At 67.9% G+C, this 24,723-nt stretch carries 20 protein-coding genes; 13 read left to right on the plus strand and 7 right to left on the minus strand.

Features of this window, described 5'->3' with window-relative positions; genetic code table 11:
- Positions 1–14 precede the first annotated feature (14 nt).
- The 3 genes from OXI49_13175 to OXI49_13185 are packed head-to-tail and all read left to right on the plus strand — an operon-like array spanning position 15 to position 4,664.
- Complete coding sequence (locus OXI49_13175; GenBank protein MDE2691462.1) at positions 15–1,172, plus strand: alpha/beta hydrolase; 1,158 nt, start codon at positions 15–17, stop codon at positions 1,170–1,172.
- Positions 1,169–3,193, plus strand: a complete 2,025-nt coding sequence (locus OXI49_13180) for a PQQ-binding-like beta-propeller repeat protein (protein MDE2691463.1) — start codon at positions 1,169–1,171, stop codon at positions 3,191–3,193. The genes OXI49_13175 and OXI49_13180 overlap by 4 nt, the downstream gene beginning before the upstream one ends.
- Positions 3,194–3,221: 28 nt before the next feature.
- Positions 3,222–4,664 carry a TrkH family potassium uptake protein gene (locus OXI49_13185; protein MDE2691464.1) on the plus strand — a complete coding sequence of 481 codons (1,443 nt, stop codon included), beginning with the start codon at positions 3,222–3,224 and terminating at the stop codon, positions 4,662–4,664.
- 1 nt (position 4,665) lies between these two features.
- On the opposite strand, the gene OXI49_13190 is transcribed toward OXI49_13185, so the two are convergent.
- From OXI49_13190 to OXI49_13200, 3 genes are all read right to left on the minus strand, one after another.
- Complete coding sequence (locus OXI49_13190) at positions 4,666–5,256, minus strand: malonic semialdehyde reductase (protein ID MDE2691465.1); 591 nt, start codon at positions 5,254–5,256, stop codon at positions 4,666–4,668.
- 28 nt (positions 5,257–5,284) lie between these two features.
- Positions 5,285–6,871, minus strand: a complete 1,587-nt coding sequence (locus OXI49_13195; protein ID MDE2691466.1) for a sodium:solute symporter family protein — start codon at positions 6,869–6,871, stop codon at positions 5,285–5,287.
- Between the two features lie 287 nt (positions 6,872–7,158).
- On the minus strand, positions 7,159–7,470 hold the full coding sequence (locus tag OXI49_13200) for a hypothetical protein (GenBank protein MDE2691467.1): 312 nt from the start codon (positions 7,468–7,470) through the stop codon (positions 7,159–7,161).
- Between the two features lie 56 nt (positions 7,471–7,526).
- Here OXI49_13200 and OXI49_13205 point away from each other — a divergent pair, with 56 nt between their 5' ends.
- The gene (locus OXI49_13205) at positions 7,527–7,844 is read left to right on the plus strand and encodes a hypothetical protein (protein ID MDE2691468.1); all 318 of its coding nucleotides are present in this window, start codon (positions 7,527–7,529) and stop codon (positions 7,842–7,844) included.
- 40 nt (positions 7,845–7,884) lie between these two features.
- On the opposite strand, the gene OXI49_13210 is transcribed toward OXI49_13205, so the two are convergent.
- A complete protein-coding gene (locus tag OXI49_13210) occupies positions 7,885–8,253 on the minus strand; it encodes a hypothetical protein (GenBank protein MDE2691469.1) in 369 nt (122 codons plus the stop codon).
- A gap of 31 nt (positions 8,254–8,284) precedes the next feature.
- Between OXI49_13210 and OXI49_13215 the strand changes: the two genes are divergently transcribed.
- The gene (locus OXI49_13215; GenBank protein ID MDE2691470.1) at positions 8,285–10,507 is read left to right on the plus strand and encodes a DPP IV N-terminal domain-containing protein; all 2,223 of its coding nucleotides are present in this window, start codon (positions 8,285–8,287) and stop codon (positions 10,505–10,507) included.
- Here OXI49_13215 and OXI49_13220 read toward each other — a convergent pair.
- Positions 10,504–11,022: a hypothetical protein gene (locus tag OXI49_13220; protein ID MDE2691471.1), complete on the minus strand. Its 519-nt coding sequence runs from the start codon at positions 11,020–11,022 to the stop codon at positions 10,504–10,506. The two genes, OXI49_13215 and OXI49_13220, sit on opposite strands and share 4 nt — an antisense overlap.
- On the minus strand, positions 11,015–12,316 hold the full coding sequence (locus tag OXI49_13225; GenBank protein ID MDE2691472.1) for an MBL fold metallo-hydrolase: 1,302 nt from the start codon (positions 12,314–12,316) through the stop codon (positions 11,015–11,017). Before OXI49_13225 ends, OXI49_13220 begins: the two co-directional genes overlap by 8 nt.
- A 67-nt stretch (positions 12,317–12,383) precedes the next feature.
- Between OXI49_13225 and OXI49_13230 the strand changes: the two genes are divergently transcribed.
- A complete protein-coding gene (locus OXI49_13230; GenBank protein ID MDE2691473.1) occupies positions 12,384–14,630 on the plus strand; it encodes a DUF5916 domain-containing protein in 2,247 nt (748 codons plus the stop codon).
- Between the two features lie 100 nt (positions 14,631–14,730).
- Positions 14,731–17,004, plus strand: coding sequence for a DUF5916 domain-containing protein (locus tag OXI49_13235; protein ID MDE2691474.1), 2,274 nt, complete (start codon positions 14,731–14,733; stop codon positions 17,002–17,004).
- A 9-nt stretch (positions 17,005–17,013) separates the two neighbouring features.
- On the opposite strand, the gene OXI49_13240 is transcribed toward OXI49_13235, so the two are convergent.
- Positions 17,014–17,913: a phytanoyl-CoA dioxygenase family protein gene (locus OXI49_13240; GenBank protein MDE2691475.1), complete on the minus strand. Its 900-nt coding sequence runs from the start codon at positions 17,911–17,913 to the stop codon at positions 17,014–17,016.
- A 273-nt stretch (positions 17,914–18,186) separates the two neighbouring features.
- Here OXI49_13240 and OXI49_13245 point away from each other — a divergent pair, with 273 nt between their 5' ends.
- From OXI49_13245 to OXI49_13270, 6 genes are all read left to right on the plus strand, one after another.
- On the plus strand, positions 18,187–21,801 hold the full coding sequence (locus tag OXI49_13245) for a DEAD/DEAH box helicase (protein ID MDE2691476.1): 3,615 nt from the start codon (positions 18,187–18,189) through the stop codon (positions 21,799–21,801).
- A 424-nt stretch (positions 21,802–22,225) separates the two neighbouring features.
- Positions 22,226–22,729 carry a hypothetical protein gene (locus OXI49_13250; protein MDE2691477.1) on the plus strand — a complete coding sequence of 168 codons (504 nt, stop codon included), beginning with the start codon at positions 22,226–22,228 and terminating at the stop codon, positions 22,727–22,729.
- Positions 22,719–23,339 carry a cysteine peptidase family C39 domain-containing protein gene (locus OXI49_13255; protein MDE2691478.1) on the plus strand — a complete coding sequence of 207 codons (621 nt, stop codon included), beginning with the start codon at positions 22,719–22,721 and terminating at the stop codon, positions 23,337–23,339. Before OXI49_13250 ends, OXI49_13255 begins: the two co-directional genes overlap by 11 nt.
- On the plus strand, positions 23,336–23,653 hold the full coding sequence (locus OXI49_13260) for a hypothetical protein (GenBank protein ID MDE2691479.1): 318 nt from the start codon (positions 23,336–23,338) through the stop codon (positions 23,651–23,653). The genes OXI49_13255 and OXI49_13260 overlap by 4 nt, the downstream gene beginning before the upstream one ends.
- Positions 23,654–23,689: 36 nt before the next feature.
- A complete protein-coding gene (locus OXI49_13265) occupies positions 23,690–23,863 on the plus strand; it encodes a hypothetical protein (GenBank protein ID MDE2691480.1) in 174 nt (57 codons plus the stop codon).
- 208 nt (positions 23,864–24,071) lie between these two features.
- Positions 24,072–24,218: a hypothetical protein gene (locus OXI49_13270; protein MDE2691481.1), complete on the plus strand. Its 147-nt coding sequence runs from the start codon at positions 24,072–24,074 to the stop codon at positions 24,216–24,218.
- The last annotated feature ends 505 nt before the right edge of the window (positions 24,219–24,723 follow it).

Below are 24,723 nucleotides of genomic sequence, written 5' to 3' on the forward strand. Positions count from 1 at the left end.
CCCGAGAGGTGCCCATGACCCGTTCGACCAACATCCGACCCAACCGACGCCCGCCCGGCTTCGCGACCGTGCTGACCGCCACCGTCCTCTTCGCCCTCGGCGCCGACGCCCTCAAGGCCCAGCGGCCCTACCCGCCGGAGATGGAGGGAACGACCTCGGAGGTCTACCGCACGGTCGGCGAGGTCGAGCTCAAGATGCACTTCTGCAACCCCGAGAAGCACACGGCGGACGATCAGCGGCCCGCGATCGTCTTCTTCTTCGGCGGCGGTTGGCGTTCGGGTTCCCCGCTGCAGTTCCTGCCGCAGTGCCAGTACCTCGCGGAACGGGGCATGGTCGCCGCCGTCGCCGACTACCGCGTGGCCACCAGACACGGCGTGACGGCGCACGAATGCGTGGAGGACGCCAAGAGCGCGGTCCGCTGGCTGCGCGCGAACGCGGACCGGCTCGGCATCGACCCCGACCGCATCGCGGCCGGCGGCGGCTCAGCGGGAGGGCACCTGGCGGCGGCAACGGCCACCCTGCCCGGCCACGATCCCGATCCCGACGGCGTCAGTCCCGTACCCAACGCCCTGGTTCTGTTCAATCCGGCGACCGTCCTCGCTCCCGTCGAAGGCGACCCGGCGCCAACGGAGGAGGAGCGTGAGCGCTTCGCGGCGCTTGAGGAACGCTTCGGCGCGCCGCCGAAATCGATGTCCCCGTTCCACCATCTGCGGGCCGGCCTGCCGCCCACCATCCTCTTCCACGGCCAGGCCGACGAGACCGTGCCCCACAGCACGGCGGACCGGTTCTGCCGGGGCCTGCGAGACCACAAGAACCGATGCGACTTCGTCAGCTACCACGACCAGGGCCACGGCTTCTTCAACTTCGGTCGGGGGCCGGACGGCGAGAACCGGAACAAGTGGTACGACGACACGGTCTCCCGCATGGACGGCTTCCTCTACTCCCTCGAGTGGCTCGATCCGAAGCCGAACCCCGACGGCACGCCGGGCGAGCGCCTGACCTGGCAGGAGTCCCTCAGCAGGGCGCTCGGTTCTTCTGCTCAGGGACTGCCGAGGACCGAGGAAGAACTGCAGGAGTTCGTGAAGACGCTGGGAAACCGGAATGATGAGGGTGCAGCCGCCGAGGCCGGGGACGCGAAGGAGGACGACGACCCGGCGCCACCCGACGAATGATCCCGCGCCCCGAGATCCGACGGCGCCTCGTCGCCGTTGCCTTGAGCGCGGCCGGAGCCGCGGCCGCGGCCCACGCCCAGGCAGGCGCGGACCTGAGACCGGCCTCAGCCAGCGCTGCCGAGGCCCAGCCTGCCGGCGAATGGCACAACTACGCCGCTGACAGCCGCAGCAGCAAGTACTCGCCTCTCGACCAGATCGACCGCGACAACGTGCATCAGCTCGAGGTCGCCTGGCGCTGGAAGTCGATCGACTACGGGATCGCCGCCCGCCACGAGGGCGTCATTCCGCCCTTCGTGTTCCAGAACACGCCGATGATGCGCGACGGACGGGTGCTGGTCGCGACCGGCCTGGCCGCGGCCGCGCTCGACCCCGCCAGCGGCGAGATTCTGTGGACCTACGATCCGTTCGAGGACGAACCGCCACGGAACATGGGCCGCGGCTCCGTCCGCGGCGGCGTGACCTGGAGTGAGGGAGAGAGGCGGCGGCTCTTCTTCACCGGCAACGGCCGGCTGACCGCCCTCGACGCGGACACCGGTACCCTCGACCCTGACTTCGGCGACGGCGGGCGCGCCGACATGCTCGACGTCGGCAGCGGCGTGACGCGCCGTCAGTACTTCTGGACATCGGCACCCGTCGTCTGCGGCGACTCCATCGTGGTCGGTGAATCGACGTCCGACGCCTGGTCGCGGCGGAAGAACCCGCCGGGGATGATCCGGGGCTACGATGCGCGCTCCGGAGCTCTGCGCTGGCGTTTCAACATCATCCCCGAGCCGGGCGAGTTCGGATTCGATACCTGGGACAGCCCCGAAGCGGCCGAGGCCGGCGCCGCCAACGTCTGGACCTGGATCAGTTGCGACCAGGAACTGGGCATCGCCTACGCGGCAACCAGCACCCCGAGCAACGACTGGTACGGCGGCCACCGCCCGGGAAAGGGCCTGTTCGCCGAGTCGATCCTCGCTCTCGACGCCGCGACCGGCGAGCGGCGCTGGCACTTCCAGGCCGTGCACCACGGACTCTGGGACTACGACTTCCCCGCGGCGCCCGTGCTCGCCGACATCGTCGTTGACGGCAAGCCGATCAAGGCGCTGGCGCAGCCTTCCAAACAGGCGTTCCTGTACGTGTTCGACCGGGAGACCGGCGAGCCGGTGTGGCCGATCGTCGAGCTACCCGTGCCGCCCTCCGAAGTTCCCGGCGAGCAGGCGTGGCCGACCCAGCCGCATCCGACCTGGCCATTGCCCTACGACCTCCAGGGACTGGCCATCGACGACCTGATCGACTTCACGCCGGAACTGCGGGCGATGGCGCTCGAGTACGTTTCGCAGTACCGGATCGGCCCGATCTTCCAACCGCCGACACTGATCGAGGGCCCCGACACGAAACCGACGATCCAGGTTCCCGGGGCGGTCGGCGGTACGAACTGGAACGGCGCCGCGCTCGACCCGGAGACGAACGTGCTCTACCTGCCGTCGGTCACCGTGCCGGCGATCCTGGGCCTGCGCCAGCCGCCAGACCCCGCGCGCTCCAACCTGCGCTACCGGGTCGACCTGAGCGAGGCAGACGGTTACGAATGGGCGACCCTGCCGAACGGCCTGCCGATCACGAAGCCTCCATACGGCCGGCTGACCGCGATCGACCTCGACACCGGGGAGCACCTCTGGATGGTCCCGAACGGCGACGGCCCTCGCGATCACCCCGCGCTCGCCCACCTGGACCTGCCGCCGCTCGGCCAGCAGGGTCGGGTCTCGGCACTGGTCACCAAGACCCTGGTGTTCCTGGCCGACGGCTCGGATGTCATGGTCGTCCAGCCCGAGGGCGCGGGCAGCCGCAAGTTCAGGGCCTTCGACAAGGCGACCGGCGACGTCGTCTGGGAGACCGAGCTTCCGGCCGGCGTCAGCGGCGCACCGATGACCTACCTCCACCAGGGGCGCCAGTACATCGTGATGGCGCTCAGCGGCACGGACTTCGAAAACGAGCTGCTGGCCCTGGCGCTGCCCGAAGCCGTGGTGGCCGCGGCTCCCTGACCGTCGGCAACAGGCCCCGTAGTACCGGATGAACCTGCGCGCCGTCTCCGGTCTGGTCGGGCGGCTCCTCCTGCTGCTGGCCGGGGCGCAGTTGATCCCCTTCCTGTTCGCCATCTGGCACGGCGAAGACCGGCCCGCGGCGGCACTCGGAGGGTCGCTGATCGTCTCTGCTCTCGCCGGTGCGGCCGCTCACTGGTGGGGCAAGCCGCACGAGAAGATCTACCGGCGCGAAGCGACCCTGGTGGTGGTCGGCGCCTACATCCTGGCCTCCTTCTTCGGCGCTCTCCCCTACCTGCTGAGCGGTGAGATCGCGGATCCGGCCTCCGCCCTCTTCGAGTCCGCCTCCGGGTTCACGACGACGGGCGCCTCGATCCTGACCGACATCGAGCTGGTGAGTCCCAGCATCCTGCTCTGGCGCGGCCTCACGCAGTGGCTGGGCGGCATGGGGATCCTGCTCCTGTTCGTCGCCCTCTTTCCCAGCCTGGGCCCGGGCGCCCGCCTGCTCTACCGCCTGGAGGTGCCGGGGCCCACCCAGGACATGTTCCAGCCCCAGGTGCAGAAGACGGCGACCGTGCTGTGGCGTATCTACGTCGGCCTGACCATCGTCCTCATCCTGCTGCTGCTCGCCGGCGGCGCCACCCAGTACGAGGCCTTCTGCTACGCCTTCACGACGGTGTCGATCGGCGGCTTCGCCCCCTACAACGCGAGCGTTGCCGCCTTCGACTCCGCGTTCATCGAGTGGACGATCATCGTCTTCATGCTGATCGCGGGCATCAATTTCTCCCTGATCTTCGCGGTCCGCTCACGGCCCAGCCAGCTCTACAAGGACGTCGAGTTTCGCGCCTACGCCTCGATCGCAGCCGTGCTGGTGGCCCTGGTCACGCTGGACCGCTGGCGCAGCACGGACCTGCCGCTGCTGGAGGCCCTTCGGGAAGCCGCGTTCAACTCCGTATCCCTGATGACGACGACCGGCTACACGACCAGGGACTACGACTCGTGGAGCGACACGTCGCGCACGCTGCTGCTGCTTGCCATGTTCATCGGCGGCTGCGCCGGCTCGACTGCGGGAGGCGTCAAGGTCGGCCGGCTCGTCATGACGCTGAAGATGGCGCTGCGCGAGGTCCATCTCATGTTCAACCCGCGCCGGGTCCTGGCCCTCTGGATCGGCAAAAGGACGATCAGCGACCAGGTGGCGCGCAGCCTGGGCGGCTTCATGACCCTCTTCGCCTTCCTGTGGCTGGGAGTCGCCGCCATCCTCGCCCTCGCGGGCAACGACCTGGTGACCTCGCTGTCGTCTTCGCTGGCCTGCCTGTCGAACGTCGGCCCGGCGATGGGCGCGGCCGGCCCGTCGCTCAACTACGCCTTCTTCGCCGGCTGGGAGAAGCTAGTGCTGATCTTCCTGATGTGGCTGGGCCGACTCGAGATCGTCGCCGTCGCCGCGATCCTCCTGCCCGCCTTCTGGCGCCGCTGAGCTACTCGACGCGGCAGACCTCCTCGAACTCCGGCCGCGGCAAGCGTCCGAACAGGCCTTCGGGGTCGCCGTAGCCGATCGAGCAGAGGAAGTTCGAGCGAATCGTCGTGCCGGGGAAGAAGAGGTCATCGCACTTCGCGTTGTCGAACCCCGACATCGGACCGCTGTCGAGGCCGAGCGAGCGCGCGGCCAGCATGAAGTAGGCACCCTGCAGGGTGGCGTTGCGAAACGCCGTCACCTCGGCGAGTTCCGCGTTGTTGCGGAACATCTCGGCCATGCCCGGATTGTGGGCGAAGAGCACGTCCATCTTCTCGAAGAACGCCAGGTCGTAGCCCAGGATCGCGGTCGCCGGCGCCTGCCGGATCTTGTCCTGGTTGCCCGGCATGGCGATCGAAGCCAGCCGCTCCTTCGCTTCATCGCTCACGGTGAAGACGACCCGCTGCGGCCAGCAGTTCGCGCTCGTCGGTCCCCACTTCATCAGGTCGTGGAGCTCCTGCAGGGTTTCCCGCGGCACGTCCCGCGGCAACCACCTGTTCTGGCTGCGGGCGTCCCGGAACAGGACATCCTTCGCCGCTTCGTCGATCTTTGGCATGGCGTTCCTCCGGCGGCGGATACTACGCTCAGTCCGTCGCCGGCACGCGCCGGAACAGCGACCCGACATGGGCCGCAGGCAGCGGCTTCGTCGCCAGCGACACCGCCGCCGTGCAAGCCATCGCGAACAGTCCGGCGAGCGCCGCGCAGGAGGTGGGGTTCGGCGCTTCGCCGTGCAGCCAGGAGAACACCGGGTGCAGGAAGCTGCCCTCGAACCAGGCCGGATCGATGATTCCGGTGTGCAGGATCAGGAAGGAACTGAGGCCTACGATCAACCCCGTGTAGGCGCCGGTACGCGTCACGCCGCTCCACAGCGCGCCGAGCACCAGCGGCCCCGCGAAGGCAGCCATCATGCCGCCGTTCCCGGTCCAGACCAGGATCGCGATGTTCATGTCCATCAGCATCCAGGCCATCGCCACGCAGGCAACCATGACCCCGACGGTCGCCCAGCGGCTGATGACCAGCACCCGCCGGTCGAGCTGCTCGTCGCTCAGGTGCGAGTGGAAGCGCGGCGCGATCGTCCGCCGGTAAAGGTCGTTGGCGACGATCTGCGACGAGGAGACGACGAGCCCATCCGCCGTCGACATGACCGCCGACAGGATGCCGACGCCGATGAGCGCGGCCAGCCAGGCCGGGAAGAGCTCGATGAACAGCGCCGGCAGCGCCTCGTTCGGGGTCGAGCCCTCTTCGTACAGCCGGCCACCGAGCACCGCCCGCGCCAGGGCGCCGCCGAGGCCGAGCATGCCCAGTGTGACGCCGAAGACGGAAGCGAAGCGCAGGAAGGTGAAACGGGACTTGCCCGTCTTGAGCGCCCAGATCTTGTTGCCGATGTGGGGTAGCAGTCCGAGCGGAATGTGGGCGAGCAGCACCGCCAACTGCGACCACCAGGAGTGGTAGAGCGGCGTCGAGCGGTTGATCCAGCCGACCTGGTTCGGGTCCTGGCCCCGAATGTTCGAGATGACCGTGCCGAAGCCGCCGTCCAGGCCGGCGCCGAAGAGGAACAGGAGGATGACCAGCACGCCGATCAGCAGCATCAGGAAGCCCTGCACGCCGTCGGTGAGGATGTCCGCGTGGGCGCCGCCCAGCGACACGTAGACCATCAGCACGACGGCCGTGATACCCAGCGCCCAGGCCGGCGACAGACCGAGCATGGTCTCGAACATGACCAGACCCGACAGGAGCTGGCCGGCCAGGTAGAAGAACAGGAGCAGGGACGCCACAGTGACGATCACGCGAATGCCGTCCGACTGGTACCGGTCCCCCAGGAACTCCGGAATCGAGCGCGAGCCGAACCGCTCGCCCACGTTCGCCACCAGACGCATGCAGATCAGCACACCGAGATAGACGCCCGCCGGGTAGAGGACCGCCGAGAGCAGCGCCGCCGTCCCGTGCTCGTAGGCGAGGCCCGGGAAGCCGAGGAACGTCGCCCCGCTCGCGGTCGTTGCCGCGAATGCGAGGGCGAGGAAGAAAGGGCCGTAGGCGGCCCGAGCCGTGGCGAAGTCGTCGGCGCCCTGGACCCGGTTCCGGCCAATGACGCCGAAGGCCAGCATGCCGCCCAGATAGACGACCAGGAACAGCCAGGACCAGACGATCAAGCTCATGCGCGAAGCGGTCACGGTATCGCAGGAGCCGACCGGGGCCAAGCCGACCGGCGGTCCTCGAGGTGATCCCGGGTTCGGCGGCGAGCACTGAAACCACAGGCCGCCCCGCGGCGTAGATCCCACTGCCAACGCTCACGACCCGGGAGGTCTCATCCGTGCACCAAACCCGTCTCTTCCGGGCGGCGGTCGCCGCCGTCCTGCTCACCGCACTGCCAACCGCCGGAATCGCCGAAAGCGTGCGGATTCCGGCCGGAACGACGGTCTACTGCGTCCTCGACGAGAGCCTCTCGACCAAGAAGAAATCAAGCAACTTCGTCCGGCTGGGAGACCGCGTCCGCGCCAAGGTCGCCGAGGATGTCGTGATCGACGGCCGCGTCGTCATCGAAGCGGGCACCGTGGTCTGGTCCGAAGTCAGCAAGGCCCGGCGGGCCAAGGTCGCCGGCATCCGGGGTCGACTCGAGGTCGAAGCCAACACGGTTGCCGCGGTGGACGACACCTCGATCCGCCTCGCAGGCGGCTACGACCGTTCCGGCAGGGGCCGCTTCGTGACCGCCGCGGTCCTGGCCAAGGTCATCGCCTGGCCCTTCATCCTGATCAAGGGCAAGCAGGCGCACTTGAGTCGCGGTGTCATCTTCGACGCGCAGACCGCGGCTCCGGCCGAGTGGACGTCATGGCTGCGCGGGATCTCCCGGTTCTCCGCGCCGACATCCCTGGATTCGAAGTCAGCATCCCGTACGACAGCATCGACCCCGAGGTGCGGCTGGCCAGCCTGCCGCTCCTGTTCACGGGGCTGGCGGTGGATACCGACGAGGCCCACGTCACCGCCGTCAACGGCCAGACGATTCGACGGATCGAGATCTCCGTCGTCGACGGTCTGGGCGAGGTCGACTTCCAGGAACTGGCTGAACACTTCCGGCTCGGAATGAACCGGTTCACCGTCACGGCGGAAGGCCAGAGCGTGGACGTGCTGCTGGAGTTCGAGTTCTAGGAGCCTGCGCCGCGGAACGCAGCGAAGCAGGCTCGGGGCGCTAGGAGCGTCTGCCCTCGAGGCGCGCCAGCGTCTCGTCGAGGTGGTCGATCGCGACTCCCTTCAGGATCAACTGGCCGGGAAGGCCGTGGTCGACCGCGTACTCCCTCCAGGCCACGGAGGTGTCCTCCATGAACTCGTCCAGCCTGACGCGCCTCCGCCTGGAACGGGCGACCGCCTTGCGCACCGCGCGAAGCTGATCCGGAGCCGGCGTCGTCTGTCCCGCCATGCCGGACGCTTCGGGTACCCGCTTGATCGGCAGAAGCCGCCGGCCAGGTGGGAGCAACTCATCCAGTACACGCTCCACCAGATCCTCCAACCACGACCGCCAGAAGATCCGTCGGAGCCACCTGTAGAGATCAGCCGCCACCGAGACTCGGGTCCTCCGTTACTGTTCTGCCATGTCGAACTCTCCCCGCCGCGTGATTCTTGCGTATCTCCTTGCCGCTACCGGAGCCGTCTGGGCCTTTCAGCCGGCAACAGGGCAGCAGGAGCCCCTGGAGCTCCACCACATCTACGGGCCGGAGGCGCTCGACTTCTCGCCGGAGCTGCCGCGACTCCGCTGGCTGCCCGGCGGCGAGGAGTACCTCTCGGGAGAGGATGCCGAGGATGGCTGGTCGTGGACGGCCATCGACGCGGCGTCGGGCGAAAGCCGCCCGTTCTACGACCCGGAGCCCCTGGCAACCGCGCTCCGGGAGCAACTGGACCTGAGCCTTCAGGACGCGGCGTCGAGGGCGCGCCCCGCTTCCCTGCGGATGTCGCCCGGCGCCGACCGGCTGCTGCTCGACCTCGCCTCGGACCTGTTCGTCTGGAGCTTCGACGACGAAACGCTTACCCGGCTGACCCGGGGTCCGCAAGCCGAGGAACTCGCCCGGTTCTCGCGGGACGGCCGCCGTGTCGCCTTCATCCGCGACGCGGACCTGTACGTCGTGGACCTGGGAGGCAACGAGCTTCGCCTGACCACCGACGGCGGCGAGAACACGCTGAACGGCAAGCTCGACTGGGTCTACCAGGAGGAGATCTACGGCCGCGGCAACTACCAGGCCCACTGGTGGAGCCCCGATAGCCGCCGCATCGCCTTCCTGCAGAGCGACGAGCGCGACGTGCCCCGCTTCACAGTGGTCGATCACGTCCCGTTCCGGCCGCCGCTCGAGGTCTACCCCTACCCCAAGGCCGGCGATCCGAACCCTCGCGTCCGGCTTGGCGTCGCCAGGGCCAGTGGCGGGGGCGTCACCTGGATCGATCCAGGCCTCTACGGACACGCCGAGATCCTGATCGTCAACGTCGCCTTCTCACCCGACGGCAATGTCTGGTACCAGGTCCAGGACCGCCGGCAGACCTTCCTCGACCTGCATCGGGCCGATCCGGACACCGGCGCATCGGAGCGCATCCTGCGTGAGGAGTCCCACGCCTGGGTCAACGTGCTCGGGCCGCCCCGCTTCCTCAGGGACGGCGGCTTTCTCTGGCTGAGCGAACGGACAGGCTTCCAGCACGTCTACCGCTACGACCCGGACGGCGAACTCGGCAAGCCGCTCACCGAAGGACGCTGGGAAGTGCGCGCCCTGAACGCGGTGGACGAAGAGGCTGGATCCGCCTACGTCTCAGGTACTTACCGCTCGGCAATCGGTGCCGATGTCCTGCGGGTCGCTCTGGACGGCTCGGACCCGACCCTGCTCACCGAAGAACCCGGCAGCCACCGCGCGAACTTTCCGGAGGACGGCCCGATCAAGTACTGGATCGCCACCTCGAGCGACCTCCACACGCCGACCGCGATGACGCTACGGCGCGCAGAGGACGGCGAGGCGACGCACGAACTCGGCGGCGGCGAGGTGCCGGACATCGAGCGGTTCGAAGTTTCGCCGCCGGAGCTCCTGACCATCGAGACCAGCGACGGCGTCGACCTGGCGGCGATGCTCATCCGGCCGCACGGCTTCGATCCCGAACGCGTCTACCCAGCCTGGGTCCACGTCTACGGCGGCCCCCACGCTCAGCAGGTGCGCGACGGCTGGCAGGGCTCACGCGGCATGTGGTTCCAGTATCTCGCCCAGCAGGGGATCGTCGTCCTCGTCGTCGACAACCGGATCGCCTCGGGCAAGGGCGTCGAGTCGACCTGGCCGGTGTACAGGAACTTCGGCGAGCAGGAACTCGTCGACCTCGTCGAGGCGGTCGACTGGCTCGGCGCAAAGCCGTGGGTCGACGCGGAGCGGATCGGCCTCGACGGCTGGAGCTTCGGCGGCTACATGACGCTCTTCGCGTTGACCCGGTCCGACCGCTTCCGGGCCGGTATCGCCGGCGGGAGCGTCGTCGACTGGCGTGCCTACGACTCGATCTACACCGAACGGTACATGTCGACTCCCGACGACAACCCCGACGGCTACGAGCGCACCTCCGTGCTCGAGACGGCGGGAGATCTCCACGGCGACCTGCTGATCATCCACGGCACGATGGACGACAACGTCCACATGCAGAACACCCTGCAAATGGCCTGGAAGCTCCAGAAGGCCGGCAAGCCCTTCGAGATGATGCTCTACCCGAAGTCACGCCACGGCGTGACCGATCCCGACCTCTCGCTGCACCTGCGCCAGACGATGGCGCGCTTCATCCTGAAGACGATCGAGCCCTAGCTCCTCCAGGCCCGCACGCTCAGTGCCAACGTCGCGATCGTCCCCCAGGACAGCCCTACGACCACACCCGCGTCCAGGATGCCCCGCCACGGCTGATCCAGCCGGTGGACGAGCACGATCAGCACCAGGATGCCGACGGTTCCGAACCAGACGCCGAGACGCTCGCGTCGCGTCCCCTCGAAGTAGCCGGCCGCGTAGAGGGGCGCCAACACGACCCGCAGCAGGGTCGGCTGGCTGCGAACCGTCATCGCCCGCTCCGCCACGCGTGGCGAGAACCGCAACTGAAAGCCGCGCAGCCCTTCCGACCAGGCCATGAAGGGGATGATCGCGAGCAGAGAAGCCCAGTGGTACCAAGCGAACGGGTGGTCGAAGGCCGCGATCGAGATTCGGGCCAGCCGGTAGACCGCCCACAGGAGCAGACCCACGATCCCGCCGACCGCCCAAAGCGCTCCGGCCGTGGCCACAGCGCGGCCGATGGCGGGCGCCTCGTAGTCGGCGGTTCCTGCTTCACTCATCGGAGGCGAGATCGCGGCGGCCCCGGTCGCTGGCCAGTGCCGCGTGGTTCAGGATGTTGCGCGCCATGGACGACACCTGCGTGCCGGCGTTGGCCCGGTAGACGGCGGCCCGGGCCTCGTGGACTTCGGCGTTCCCGGGAGCCGCGTGCTGGACCGCTTCAATCAGGTGGCAGGCCACGGCGTGGTTGCCTTCCGCCGAAGCGGCCAGCGCTCGTTCGACTACGCGATCCACTCCGCCCGCCAGTTCGACCCAGGCTTCGGCCAGGTCTTTCTTCGTCGCCGGCACGACGTTGTCGAACTCGCCGTCCCACCAGCCGCCGTAGCGCCGCCAGACCATCCGCACCAGGAAGCTCGGATCGTCGTAGACCGGCTGCAGGTAGGGCTCGTCGGCGAGGTCGGCGGGAGGCTCCACCGCCTGGAGCACCTGGTCGAGACTCAAGCCCCGGTTCATCGCCGCCACGCTCTGTTCCTCGATCGACCGCATGTAGCGCGCCGTGCCGTCCAGTGCGCGGCGCACCCGGTCGGCGCCGAGAATCGGCAGGCCGTGCCCAGGCAGCAGGATCTCGGCCCCAAGGGGCAGCATCCGCTCCAGGCTGTCCGCCCAGTCGGCGACGTAGCGCTGCACCTTCTGCGGGTTGCCGGCGTTCGGCACCGCCCAGATGAAGAGATCGCCGGTGTGGAGGATGCGGCGCTCCGGGATCCAGGTCCAGGTGATGTCATCCGTCTCGCCGCGGCCGTGGGTCAGCTCGAAGGTCAGCTCGCCGCGCCGGAAGGTCAGGTTCCGGCGGTAGAGGACATCCGGGTATCGGTAGCTGTCGGGCCAGCGATAGTGAGGCGCGTCGATCGCGAACTGGCGCCGGTTGATCGCCGTGTTCCAGCCGAGGGTCGCGAGGTAGCGGTCGAAGTGAGCCGGCACGCGTTCATGGGCGTAGACCGTCGGCCGCGGCCAGCCCTGCTGTTCCGCCTCCGCGTCGAAGGCGGTGACCGAGAACACGTGGTCCGCGTGATGGTGCGAGTAAATCGCGGCGACGACCGGTGTGTCGGGCCATTCCCTCCTCGTCTCCTCGAAGCAGCGCTTCACGTCGAGCAGGTGGCCGGCGTCGAGCATCACCAGACCGTCGCAACTGTCGACGACGTAGAAGCCGGCGATGCCCTTGAAGCCGAGCACACCGTCCATGAGCCGGCAGGAGCCCGGGTAGTAGCGATGCACCGGGTGGTGCTCGAACTGAAGGTCGAGTTCTCCGCGCCAGGCCCGCTCGGCCAGTTCCAGGAGGTCCAGGTGTTCGTCAGGCATTGGGGGCGGACGTTACCGCAGCGCGGGCGGCGGCTGGACGAAGAACGCTGCTGCTAGCCTGCGTCCCGTGAAACGGAGCCTGCCCGCGACTGTGGGCCTGTTGGGTTTCCTCGCGGGCGCCCCCGTCGCCGGTCAGGAGCAACCGGAAGCCGGCGCCGAGCGCCCGAGCATGGCCGCGACCCGCGTGGAGCGGGGGCCGAACGTCGACGGCGACCTGAGCGACGCTGTCTGGGCCGACTCGGAGGTCGGCACGAACTTCATCCAGCACGAACCGCTCGACGGCGTGCCGGCCACCGAGCAGACGGAAGTCCGTGTCGTGTTCACCGACAGCACGATCTACTTCGGCATCACCGCCTTCGACGCCAACCCCGACGCGATCATCGCGAGGGAGATGGAGCGGGACAGCCGCATCTTCCAGGACGACTCGATCATCCTGTTGCTGGACACCTTCTACGATCGGCGCAACGCCTACGCTTTCGAGACGAACCTCAACGGCGCCCGCACCGACACCCTGGTCACCGACGAAGGTCGCGACCTGAACCTGGAGTGGGACGGCATCTGGCAGTCCGCCGCGCGGCGGACCGGCTTCGGCTGGACGGTCGAGATCGCGCTTCCGATCTCCACTCTCCGTTTTGACCCGGCCGCTCCGGCCTGGGGGTTCAACGTGCAGCGCTACATCGCGCACAAGCGCGAGATGACCCACTGGTCGGGCCTGCCACGCGAAGTAGGCACCCTTGGACAGGTCGGCTCCCAGGTCCTGCCCGTACATCGCGTATCGATGGCGGGAGAACTCACCGGGCTCGCCGGGCTGTCCCAGTCAGCGCAACTTCAGATCAAGCCCTTCGTCATCGGCGATGTGAGCGAGGATCCACGCCTGAACGCCGATCCAGGCACGGACGGGGAGTACGGCCTCGACCTGAAGTGGGGAGTCACCCGCTCCCTGGCGCTCGACCTGACCTACAACACGGACTTCGCGGAGGTCGAGGTCGATGAGTTGCAAACGAACCTGACCCGGTTCTCGCTGTACTTCCCGGAGAAGCGCGACTTCTTCCTGGAGAACGCCGGCATCTTCGACTTCGGCCCACCCCACCGGCTCTTCTACGAACCTCCCGTGCTCAAGACCTTCTTCTCGCGCCGGGTCGGCCTGGACGAGGGGAAACAGGTCCCGATCGACTGGGGCGCCCGCCTGACCGGACGGGTCGGAGGCTGGAACCTCGGTGTTCTTCGGGTCGCGACGGCCGGCATCGCAAAGGAAGACGGCCAGCTTCCGGCCAACGCGTTCACAGTCGCGCGCCTCAAGCGCAACGTCGGCCGGCGCTCGTCAGTCGGCGCGATGGTCACTGAAACGGCTCCCGGCGGCGCGGCGGCTAACCGGGTCGTCGGTGTCGACTTCGATTACAAGCCCACGTCCACGCTCGGCTTTGGCGGCTTCTGGACGAGTAGCGGCGCCAGCGAGGAAACGGCCGAGGCCGGTGGCTCCAGCGACTCCGGAGAGGCTGCTTACGGATTCAACTTCGACTACCAGGGCCGCGAACTGACCGTCTACCTCGACGCCCAGGAGATCGAAGAGGACTACCACCCGGCGGCGGGGTTCCTGCTGCGAAGCAACGTCCGTCACCTGAACCCGATGATCCAGTGGCTGCCACGGATCGAGCGGGGTTTCGTCCGCACCTGGTTCACGGAGATCAGGGCCGACTACTACGAGACCCTGGACGGCGGCGAGCTCGAATCCCGCCAAATCGAGATCTCCCCGATCGGCATGCGGACAACGGCAGAAGACCGCTGGCGCCTGGGCTATCTCCACGAAACCGAGAACCTCGTCGAACCCTTCGAAGTCTCGCCGGGAGTCGTGATTCCGCCCGGCTACTACGAGTTCGACGCTGCGCGGTTCTCCGTCTACAGCAACCAGAGCCGCTTCTTCGGCCTGCGCTCCCGTATCACCGTCGGCGACTTCTACACCGGCACCCAGGTGTCCGGCCGCACGACGATCAACTTCAAGTTCTCCAAGCACATCCAGACCGAGAGCCGATGGGTCTTCAACAACATCGAACTTCCCCAGGGCGCCTTCGACATCGGCCTCTACAGCCAGCTCGTGAACTTCACCTTCACACCGAACCTGCGGCTGAACACGATCCTTCAGTACAACGACCTCTCCGGCGACCTCGGGACAAACATCCGACTGCACTGGATCTACAAGCCCGGCTCCGACCTCTTCGTCGTCTACAACGAGAACTGGATGGCCGAAGATCTGCGCTACCGGCAGAGCACCCATCGCCAGATCGCGGTGAAGTTCACCTACCTGATCCAGCCCTGACGGTGCTGCTAGCCTCCGCCCGTTCCTGGACGTAAACAGGATGCGCTCCAGCGCCGCCGCCGGGTCCAGGTTCTCACCGCCAACCGCCGAAGCCACACCCGTGCCCATACGAACGACGACCGCGGCGGCGACCGCGGGCGCGCTCCTCCTGCTGACAGCGCCGCCGCTCGCGGGCCGGCGGGATTCCGCGCCCGCAGACGAGCGCCCGACCATGGCGGCCACCCGGGTCGAGCAGGGTCCCAACGTCGACGGCGATCTGAGCGACCGGGCCTGGCAGGCGTCCGAGGTCGGCACCGACTTCATGCAACACGAACCGCTCGACGGCGTACCGGCGACCGAGCAGACGGAAGTCCGGGTCGTGTTCACGGACAGCACGATCTTCTTCGGCATCACCGCCTTCGACGCGGACCCGGACGCGATCATCGCCAAGGAGATGGAGCGCGACAGCCGCATCTTCCAGGACGACTCGATCATGCTGCTGCTCGACACCTTCCACGATCGGCGGAACGCCTACGCCTTTGAAACGAACCTGAACGGCGCCAGGACCGACACTCTGGTAACGGACGAGGGGCGCGACCTGAACCTGGAATGGGACGGCATTTGGTCCGTCGCGTCCCGGAAGACGGCTGCAGGCTGGACCACCGAGATCGCCATCCCCATCTCGACACTCCGTTTCGATCCGGCCGCTCCCGCCTGGGGCTTCAACGTCCAGCGCTACATCGCGCACAAGCGCGAGATGACCCACTGGTCCGGTCTGCCGCGCGAAGTCGGCGTCCTCGGCCAGGTCGGCTCCGAGGTCCAGCCCGTGCACCGGGTGTCCATGGCGGGAGAACTGACCGGGCTGACCGGACTCAGCCAGTCGGCGCAGCTTCAGATCAAGCCCTACGTCATCGGCGACGTCAGCGAGGACCCCCGCCTCGAGCTCGACCCGGCCACCGACGGCGACTACGGCCTGGACCTGAAGTGGGGCGTCACCCGTTCCCTGGCCCTCGACCTGACCTACAACACGGACTTCGCCGAGGTCGAAGTCGATGAGCTGCAGACGAACCTCACCCGGTTCTCGCTCTACTTCCCGGAGAAGCGCGACTTCTTCCTCGAGAACGCCGGAATCTTCGACTTCGGCCCTCCTCACCGCCGCTTCTACGAACCGCCGGTGCTCAAGGCGTTCTTCTCGCGGCGAGTCGGTCTGGACGCGGGGCGGCAAGTACCGATCGACTGGGGGGCTCGCCTTACCGGGCGCGTGGGCGGCTGGGACATCGGCATCCTGCGGGTCGCGACGGCCGGCCTCGAGGGAGAGGGTGAAACACCGCCTCCGAACGCGTTCACGGTCGCCCGCCTGAAGCGCAACGTCGGCGAGCGGTCGTCGATCGGCGCGATGCTCACCGAAGCGGCGCCGGACGGCGAACTGGCGAATCGGGTCGCCGGTGTCGACTTCGTCTACAAGCCGGGCCCGAAGGTGATCTTCGGCGGCTTCTGGTCCAGCAGCGGCATCAGCGAGGAGCCGTCCGCCAGTTCCGGGAGCGCCACGTCAGACGATTCCGCCGACGCCGGCGAATCGGCCTACGGATTGAACTTCGACTACCAGGGCCGCGCGCTGACCGTGTTCCTGGACGCCCAGGAGATCGAGAAGGACTACGACACCAAGGCTGGCTTCCTCCTGCGGCGGAACGTCCGGCACCTGAACCCGCAGATCCAGTGGTTGCCCAGAATCGAACGGGGTCCGGTCCGCTCCTGGTTCACGGAGCTGTACGTCGACTACTACGAGACCCTCGACGACGGCGAGTTGGAAACCCAGCGGATCCAGTTCTCGCCCATCGGCATGCGAATGACCACCGAGGACCGGTGGCGGCTGGGCTACGTTCACGAAACGGAGAACCTGGTCGCGCCCTTCGAAGTGTCGCCCGGGATCGTGATCCCACCGGGACGCTACGAGTTCGACACGATCGAGGCAGCCAGCTTTACCAACCAGAGCCGCCTGCTCGGCTTCCGCGGGGTCATCGGCGCCGGCGACTTCTACAACGGCACCCAGACCTCGGGCCGCGTCACCTTCACTCTCCGCCTCTCGAAGAACCTGCAGACGGAAACCCGCTGGGTCTTCAACGACGTCGAACTCCCCCAGGGCGCCTTCGACGTCGGCCTCTACAGCCAGATCGTCAACTTCACGTTCACCCCGAACCTGCGGCTCAACACGATCCTCCAGTACAACGACCTCTCCGGCGACCTCGGAACGAACATCCGCCTGCACTGGATCTACAAGCCGGGCTCCGACCTGTTCGTCGTCTACAACGAGAACTGGATGGCCGAGGACCTCCGCTACCGGCAGAGCACGCACCGCCAGATCGCGGTGAAGTTCACCTACCTGATCCAGCCGTAGGAGCCTGCGCTACGTCTTCGCCCAGTTGAAGGTGCGGACCAGGTGAGCGTAGTCCGCGTGCCCGCGCTCGATCGTCGTGCTGCCGAGGAAATCCTCGCGGCCCAGCATCACGCGTAGCGGGTACGGCTTGCCTTCGAGCCACTCCTCGTCGAGATGGCTGTAGTCCTCGACCGGCCGCAAGGCCAGACGAGAGAACGTGATGTGCAGCACGACGCGCTCGCCCGGAATGGCGCGCGGGTAGTTGCCGTGCCAGATCGAACCGTCCCAGACCACGACGGAACCCACCGGGCACTCGGTCGGAGTCGCGCCGGGTTCGGTCGCGACCTCCTCGTCGTTCGGATGGCGACGCAGGCGGTGGGTTCCCGGAATGACCTTGGTGCAGCCGCCGGCCTCGGTGAACTCGTCGCATGCCCAGCACAGGGTCAGAAGCTGGTTGTGCACCGGGAACGGGGCCGGCAGCCAGTTCTGGTCCGCGTGCAGCGGGAGCTTCGCCGCGCCGAGCGGCCGGATGCTGCAGATCAACTGGGAAAGCAGAGCACCCTTCCCGCACATGACCTCGGCCAGGGTCTGGATCTTCGGCCGGAGGACGACATCCTCGAAGATCGGGTCGCGGCCGAGCAGAAGCGCGGCGGAACGGCCCTTGGCCCGTCCTTCCGTCTCCTCCGCCAGGCGCAGACAGGTTTCCCGCAACTGCTCCGTGACCTCCAGCGGCGCCACCTCGCGCAGGATGGTGTAGCCCTGCTCCTGCATGTCGTGGACATTCTCCGCCATGCCGAGCTGCTCGACGGTCGCCGCCATCTCGTTCGAGAGGTCGAAAGGCTGCCGGGTCTCGGTCTGCCGTTCCGGTGTCGGCCGCGCCTCTCTTCGGGCTGCCGGTCTTTCGAGTTGCGCCGTCGCGGTCTGCGCCATCGTCGACTCCTCGCTCGATCCAGGGCGGTGTCTCGTCGGAGCGATCGATCGTAACAGGTGGTCTGGCCTCATCTCTGGTTTTGGGCTACAATCGCGGAGCTTTCACGGCGCCGCGAGGCAGGGGACCGTCCACCCCGGCTGTCGCCACCAGATGCCTCAAAGCGGCCGCGCCTCAGCTTCCCGAGACGTCAACCACGTCGCCCCGTCCTCCGGGAGGAACTGAACTGCCAGCCGGCGGCGCCAGTGGACTCAACGGGTCGATACCCCACCGGAATGCCAGAAGCGCAAGGCGAACACCCCACCGGGACACCTGCCGTCTCCAAGCGGCGGCCGACCCGCCGCCGCCGGCGTCCCCGTCAACGCGGCGGCGCGGGCAAGACGCGCACGGTCGCGCTTCATCAGCGCAGTGCGTCTCATTTCCGCCCCGAGGACCGCGAACGGGGCAAAGCGGTCTTTTCGGCGGGAAACGTGAAGCTGGAAGTCGACGGTACGAGCGTCCGGGCTATCGTCGAACCGCTGGCGCCCTGCGAAGGCGCCGCCGCGAACACTCCGGCCGGGAACGACGTCAGCACCGTAGAGATTGACTGGTCGAGAGTCCCCGACGAGCGCATTCTCCACGCGGTGTGCGACTGCCCGCAGTTCGCCGGCGGCACGGCCTGCGGCCACATCTGGGCGTCGCTGCTCGAACTCGCCGCGAAGGAGCCGAAGAGCCAGCCAGCCGGATCAGGCCGCGTTTCGCTGCGGAAGACCCGGCCTCCACAGGTCTCCATACCAGGATCGGCATTGAACACGATGGACACACCGACCGCCGCTGCGAACGCACCTCCCCGCCCTTCCCGGCGCACCCGCAGGAGCCGTAGCCGGCGCCGGAGGCGAACACCGGCAACGACGAGCTGGAGGTCGGTCGTCGACGCCGTCCGCGAGGACATCGACCAGCGGGGCCTTCCCGAGAAGACCTCTGCGGCAAGGCACGGAGAGCCCGAGATCCGGTTCCTGATCAACGCGGCGACGAGCCGCAACGCCGGCGGCCTGATGATCGACATCTTCGGCCGCAAGAGGAATCCGCAAGGCGAGTTCGGCAAACTGAAGCGTCTCAACATCGACCACGCCAAAGTCGAGGAACTGCTTGGCCTGAACTCGCTTGACGCCGACGCCTCCCCGACGAACGGAGCGTTCCCGGCCGCGGAGCCGGCGATGGTTACCGCGCTGCCGCCCGAGGCGCCCCAACGCCAGGGGCGGAAGCGGAAGGCCGGGCGTGGCCGACCACCGGGGCGCCCTCAGATCCAGCGCGTCTTCGTGCCCCTGAACTGGGTCGATCACCTGCTGCCCCGCCTCAGTACGGACGGCCAGCTCTTCTGGTGGGACGGCCGGTCCCTCGCCAACCTGCACCCGGTGAGCTTCGACGACGGCGAGCCCTGGCGCCTGACCCTGCAACTGGAGATCGCCGCCGCCAGCCGGATCCGGCTCCGCGGGCTGCTCAAGCGCGGCGACGAAACGACACCCCTCAGCCGCGCTGCCCTGGTGCTGCCGTTCCCAAACGGCAACGGCGTCACGTCCGGTGCCGACACGGAAGCAGCCGGCAACACGCTGCTACTGCTCGACAACTCGATCGGCCGCCTGCACCTCGAACCGCAGCGCGACCAGCCCTGGTACACCCTGCTCGGCGCGAGCGGCGATCTGGTCATCCCGGACGAAGACCTGGAAGCGGCCGTGACCAGCCTCCTGGAGCTGCCCACCCTGCCTCCTCTGGAACTTCCGGAAGAGGTCTACCTCTCGGAAGAGTCCCCGGTCCCCCAGCCGCGTCTGGCGCTCGAGCCGGAGGACGCGCCGGAGTGGATGAACCCCCAACTCGAGGCCCGGCTCTCCTTTGGCTACGGCAGCCTCACGGTCGACGCTGGCGATTCGAGGTCGGCAGTGGTCGACTGGGAGGAACACCGCTTCGTCAGGCGCGACCTGGAAGTCGAACAGGACGCGCTTGTCCGTCTCCTCGAGCTCGGCCTGAAGCCGGTCGCATCCAAGGCCGGCCACAGCCTGGAGCTCGAGCCGCGCGACCTGCCCGCGGTCGCGGAGCCGCTGCTCGCGGAGGGATGGGAGGTCGAAGCCCACGGCGCCTCGATCCGGCCGCCAAACCCGCCGGCGTTACGCATCGAGAGCGGTGTCGACTGGTTCGAGCTCAGCGGCCAGATCGACTTCGGCGGGGACCAGATCGAGTTCTCGGAGATCCTGTCGGCGATCTCGGAGGGTCGACGATCGGTCGAGCTGGACGACGGTTCGAAGGGACTCCTGCCGGCGGCCTGGGTCGAGAACTACGGCTCGCTCAGCCAGCTCGCGCAGGCCTCGAGCGAAGAGGGACTGCGCTTCCTGCCCTCGCAGGCCTTGCTGGTCGACGCGCTCCTGGCGGTGACGCCACCGGTAAACGTCAGCAAGACCTTCGCCGAGCTACGCGAGAAACTGAGCACCTTCTCGTCGATCAAGCCGAAGAAAGAGCCGCGTAGCTTCGTCGGCGCGCTTCGCAACTACCAGCGCCTCGGGCTGGGCTGGCTGTGCTTCCTGCGCGAGTTCGGCCTCGGCGGCGTGCTCGCGGACGACATGGGCCTGGGCAAGACGATCCAGGCGCTGGCGCTGCTTCGCATGTACCGCACCGCCTCGCGGACGACGAAGCTGCCCTACCTGGTCGTCGCGCCGCGCAGCCTGGTGTACAACTGGATCGACGAGGCCTCCCGCTTCACGCCGGATCTCAAGGTGCTGGAGTACGCCGGTCGCGACCGCGAGGAACTGCGGGACGAGGTCACCTCCGCCGACCTCGTCGTCACGACGTACGGCACCGTCCGCCGCGACATCGGCTACCTCTCCACCGTCGATTTCGACACCGTGATCCTCGACGAAGCCCAGGCGATCAAGAACGCGACCTCGCAGACCGCCAAGGCCTGCCGCCTGCTGAACGGCCAGCACCGCCTGGCGCTGACCGGCACTCCGATCGAGAACCACCTAGGCGAACTCGGCTCGATCTTCGAGTTCCTCAACCCGGGCCTGCTCGGCCGGCTGCCGGCCCTGGACGTGCTTGCCGGCGGCCGAGCGCCGAGCGAACAGGAACTCGCCCTCGTTGCCAAGGGTTTGCGGCCCTTCATCCTCCGCCGCAGCAAGCGAGAGGTGCTCCCGGACCTGCCCGAGAAGACCGAGCAGATCCTGCAGTGCACCCTGAACCCGAAGCAGCAGGAGATCTATGACCACCTCCGGGCCGGTTACCGCGACAGCCTGCTGAAGCAGGTCGAGGACAAGGGGGTCGGCGGATCGGCGATGCAGGTGCTCGAGGCGCTGCTTCGCCTGAGGCAGGTCGCCTGCCACCCGGGGCTCATCGACGAGTCCTGGAACGACGCCGGCAGCGCCAAGCTCGAGTCGCTGTTCGAGCAGGTGTCCGAGGTGCTCGACGAGGGGCACAAGTGCCTCGTGTTCTCCCAGTTCACGTCGCTGCTGGCCTACGTGCGGCGCCACTTCGAGGAGCAGGGTGTCCCGTACGCCTACCTCGACGGCCAGACCCGGAACCGCGGCGAGGTGGTCGACCACTTCCAGAACGACCCCGACACCAACATCTTCCTGATCAGCCTGAAAGCGGGCGGCGTCGGCCTGAACCTGACCGCCGCCGGCTACGTCTTCCTGCTCGACCCGTGGTGGAATCCGGCCGTCGAGGCGCAGGCCATCGACCGCACCCACCGCATCGGCCAGACCCAGCCTGTGTTCGCCTATCGCCTGATCGCCCGCGACACCGTGGAGGAGAAGATGCTGGAACTCCAGCGCTCGAAGCGGCAGATCGCCGACGCGATCCTCGAAGGCGGCGGATCGTCCCTGCGGGATCTCACCGCCGACGATCTCCGGCTCCTGTTGAGCTAGCGCCGGGCGCCAGTTAAGGCCGGTTCTTCCGGCCGCATCGAAGGGCCTTCGGAACCGCCATGGGTTCCGAGGGCCCTTTTGCGTCTTAGTCGATACACGCGGCCACTGAACGGCGGCCATCGACCTCAACGACAACCCGCCAACGGCCGTCCGGCCGTTGCGAACGGAACCACTGGAGCTGGACGATGACGTCCCCACACCCCTCTCCGACTCTCAGGCAACCGCCTACAGATCCGCGCGCCCGCTATCGGCTGCGCGAATGGAAACCCAGGCTCTCCCAGCCTCCGGCCAGTGCTCTCGAAGCAGGCTTGGCACGCGCGTTCCGCATGCTGGGCACGCGGTCCGAACCACTGGTCTCCATGCTGTACAGCCGGGCAAGACCGGCGATCCGCCGCCGGGCGACCGGCATCGTCGGAGGGCGGCGATGAACCGTCGCCGCCTGGCCATCGCCACCGTCACCCTGGCCGTTCTCGCCCCCCTGGGGGGCTTGCTCTGGTTCGAGTCCGGGCTCCGAGCCCGGCAGGCTCAGCGCCCCGAAGTCGGCGCGGTGTTCCCCGCGCTGCCGGGCTTCGCGGACGGTGAAGACCTGCCGGCCTCTCCCGGCCGGCTACGGGTCGTGACCTTCGCCAGGGCGGGCTGCGGAAACTGCGACCGCACCATCACCGCCTTGCGGCGCATGGCCCGGGCCGAGGGTCCGGCCTTCGACCTGATCGCGGTCGTCGCCGGCGCCCATGCGCCCGAAGCGAACGACCAGGATCTTCTCGCCATCGCCGACCCGGACGCCTCCGTCTCCAGGCGCTTCGGCGTCGTCCACGTGCCGCTCGTGTTCCTGGTCGACGGGCAGTCCCGGATCCTCGCGGTCACCACCGGAGAACGTCCAGAGATCGCCTGGCGCTCCTTTCTGGAATCCGGAACCGATGCGCTCTGAGAGGTTCCGGGTTCGCCCACCGCACGCGGCAGCCGCCGGTCTGCTGCTGGCGGCCGGTCTCGTGACCGTCGCGGCCCGGGCGCTCGGGCCGACCATGGACCGGCTTGCCTGGGCCGCCACCCTCGACCCATCGGCGCCGGCCCCAGGCGAGATCGTCCGCCAGCAGAGGCGCTCCGACTGCGGCCCGGCGGCCCTGAAGATGGTCCTCGACCACTGGGGCATTCGGGACACGACCCTCGCCGAGCTCGAGGTCGCCACCGGAACCGGGCCGGACGGCACCAGCCTGCTGGCGCTCAAGAAGGCCGCGGAGGAGCGAGGCGTGACGAGCCAGGGCCTCCGGCTTCCCGTCCAGCGGCTTCGCGACATCCCGCTGCCCGCGATCGCGCACGTGCACGGCGACCACTTCGTCGTCATCCGCAGCGCCAGCGACGAACTCGTCATCGACGATCCCTCCCTCGGGCGGCTGCGCATGACTTCCAGGACCTTCGAACGTTCCTGGGACGGCGTCGTTCTGGCCTTCACCGGCGACCCGCCACCGATTCCCCGGACGGCCACGATGCCGTCCGTTTCACCCCAACCCACAACCCTTGAAGGAGATAGCCCTCAATGAAACTCCGCATTGCACTTCCCTCCGCCTTGATCCTGCTCGTCGCCGGAACCGCAATGGCGACGCCGACCGCCAGCGGGGCGCCGGACTCTGGCGACGTCACGCTGATCGCCGCCTTGGGCCTCGAGCCGGCTGCCGAATGGAACGGCTACGCCATCCGGACGGAGGCGCCGGTCCAAACGGCCTGGTACTTCCCGGTGCCCTGCGACGCCCCACCCTTTCCCGGGCCGGGCCAGCCCTTCCCGCTTCCTCTGCCGTTCCCGAACCCCTGGCCCGGTCCCACCGACCAGTGCATTCCCATCCCCCTGCCTTTCTAGCGTCCCTGCCAATCGCAACGCTGAAAGGAAAGCGAAATGGATGTCACGTCAACTTTGATCGCGAACCTGCCCGAGGCAGGCCTCGCGCCTGTCACCGGCGGAGTCGACTGGGTCGTCGACTTCAACTGCTGGGCGCTGGCGACCATGGTCGACAGCGCGTTTCCCGGCCTGGGCGCCCTCATCGCCCTTCACTGCTACATCCCGCTCTGAGCCACTCGTTCCGACAAAGAAAGGAACTCTAGTCATGACAAAGCCTCTTCTGCCCATCCTTGCGTGTACCGCGTTGCTGTCCTCGGCAGCCGGTCACGCGCCTGATTCCTCGCCTTACTGGCCCGGGGACTCCGACGCACACCCAGCCGTGTCCGTTCTCGAGCCTGCCCCTGGACTCGGCCAGCATCTCCTTACCGACCAGGTTCTGATGCGAACAGCAGGAACGGGCCCCACTTCCGACTTCCTCTGCGGAGCCGCCACGGGAGCCGGCTTCGCTCTCACCCTGAGCGGCGTCGGCACGGTCGCCGGCGTCCTGTTGGGCGGCGCCGGCATGGCCTGCGCCATGTTCTTCTGAGCTCAGTCACTCGACGCAACCAGTCAGTCAACCAATCAACCCAAACCACTTGATCCTCGAAAGGAACGACATGTCCAGGAAAGCACTAGCCACAGTTCTCCTCATCATTCTCGCGTTCGCATTCGCTCCAACGGCAGGGGCCAGTAGCGCTCTCGACTTCCCGGTCCCCGACGGCGGCTACTCGGCCGAAGCCGGGCAAGCCGATGACCTCGTCCTCGCGGCGGCGATCGGCGGAACGAACTGGAGTTGCGTCGGCGGAGTCCTCGCTTTCAGCTTCACAGCTCTCGCAGTAGGCGCTGCGACCGGCGGCGTCGGTCTCGCCCTCGCCGGAGCCTACGCACCCGTTCTACTTCCGCTCTGCTCCTAGGTCGCGTCCCTCAGACGCAGTAAGACCACGTCAATAGAGAGTTCGATGGCCACGAAGAAGTCAGGAGCCCTGCCCAACCCATCGGGTCGACCTCCCACGTCTCCTCCGTGGCCATCGTCTCTCTACTCCGCAGAGATG

It is taken from the genome of Acidobacteriota bacterium (assembly GCA_028875725.1).
Taxonomy (GTDB): Bacteria; Acidobacteriota; Thermoanaerobaculia; order Multivoradales; family Multivoraceae; genus Multivorans.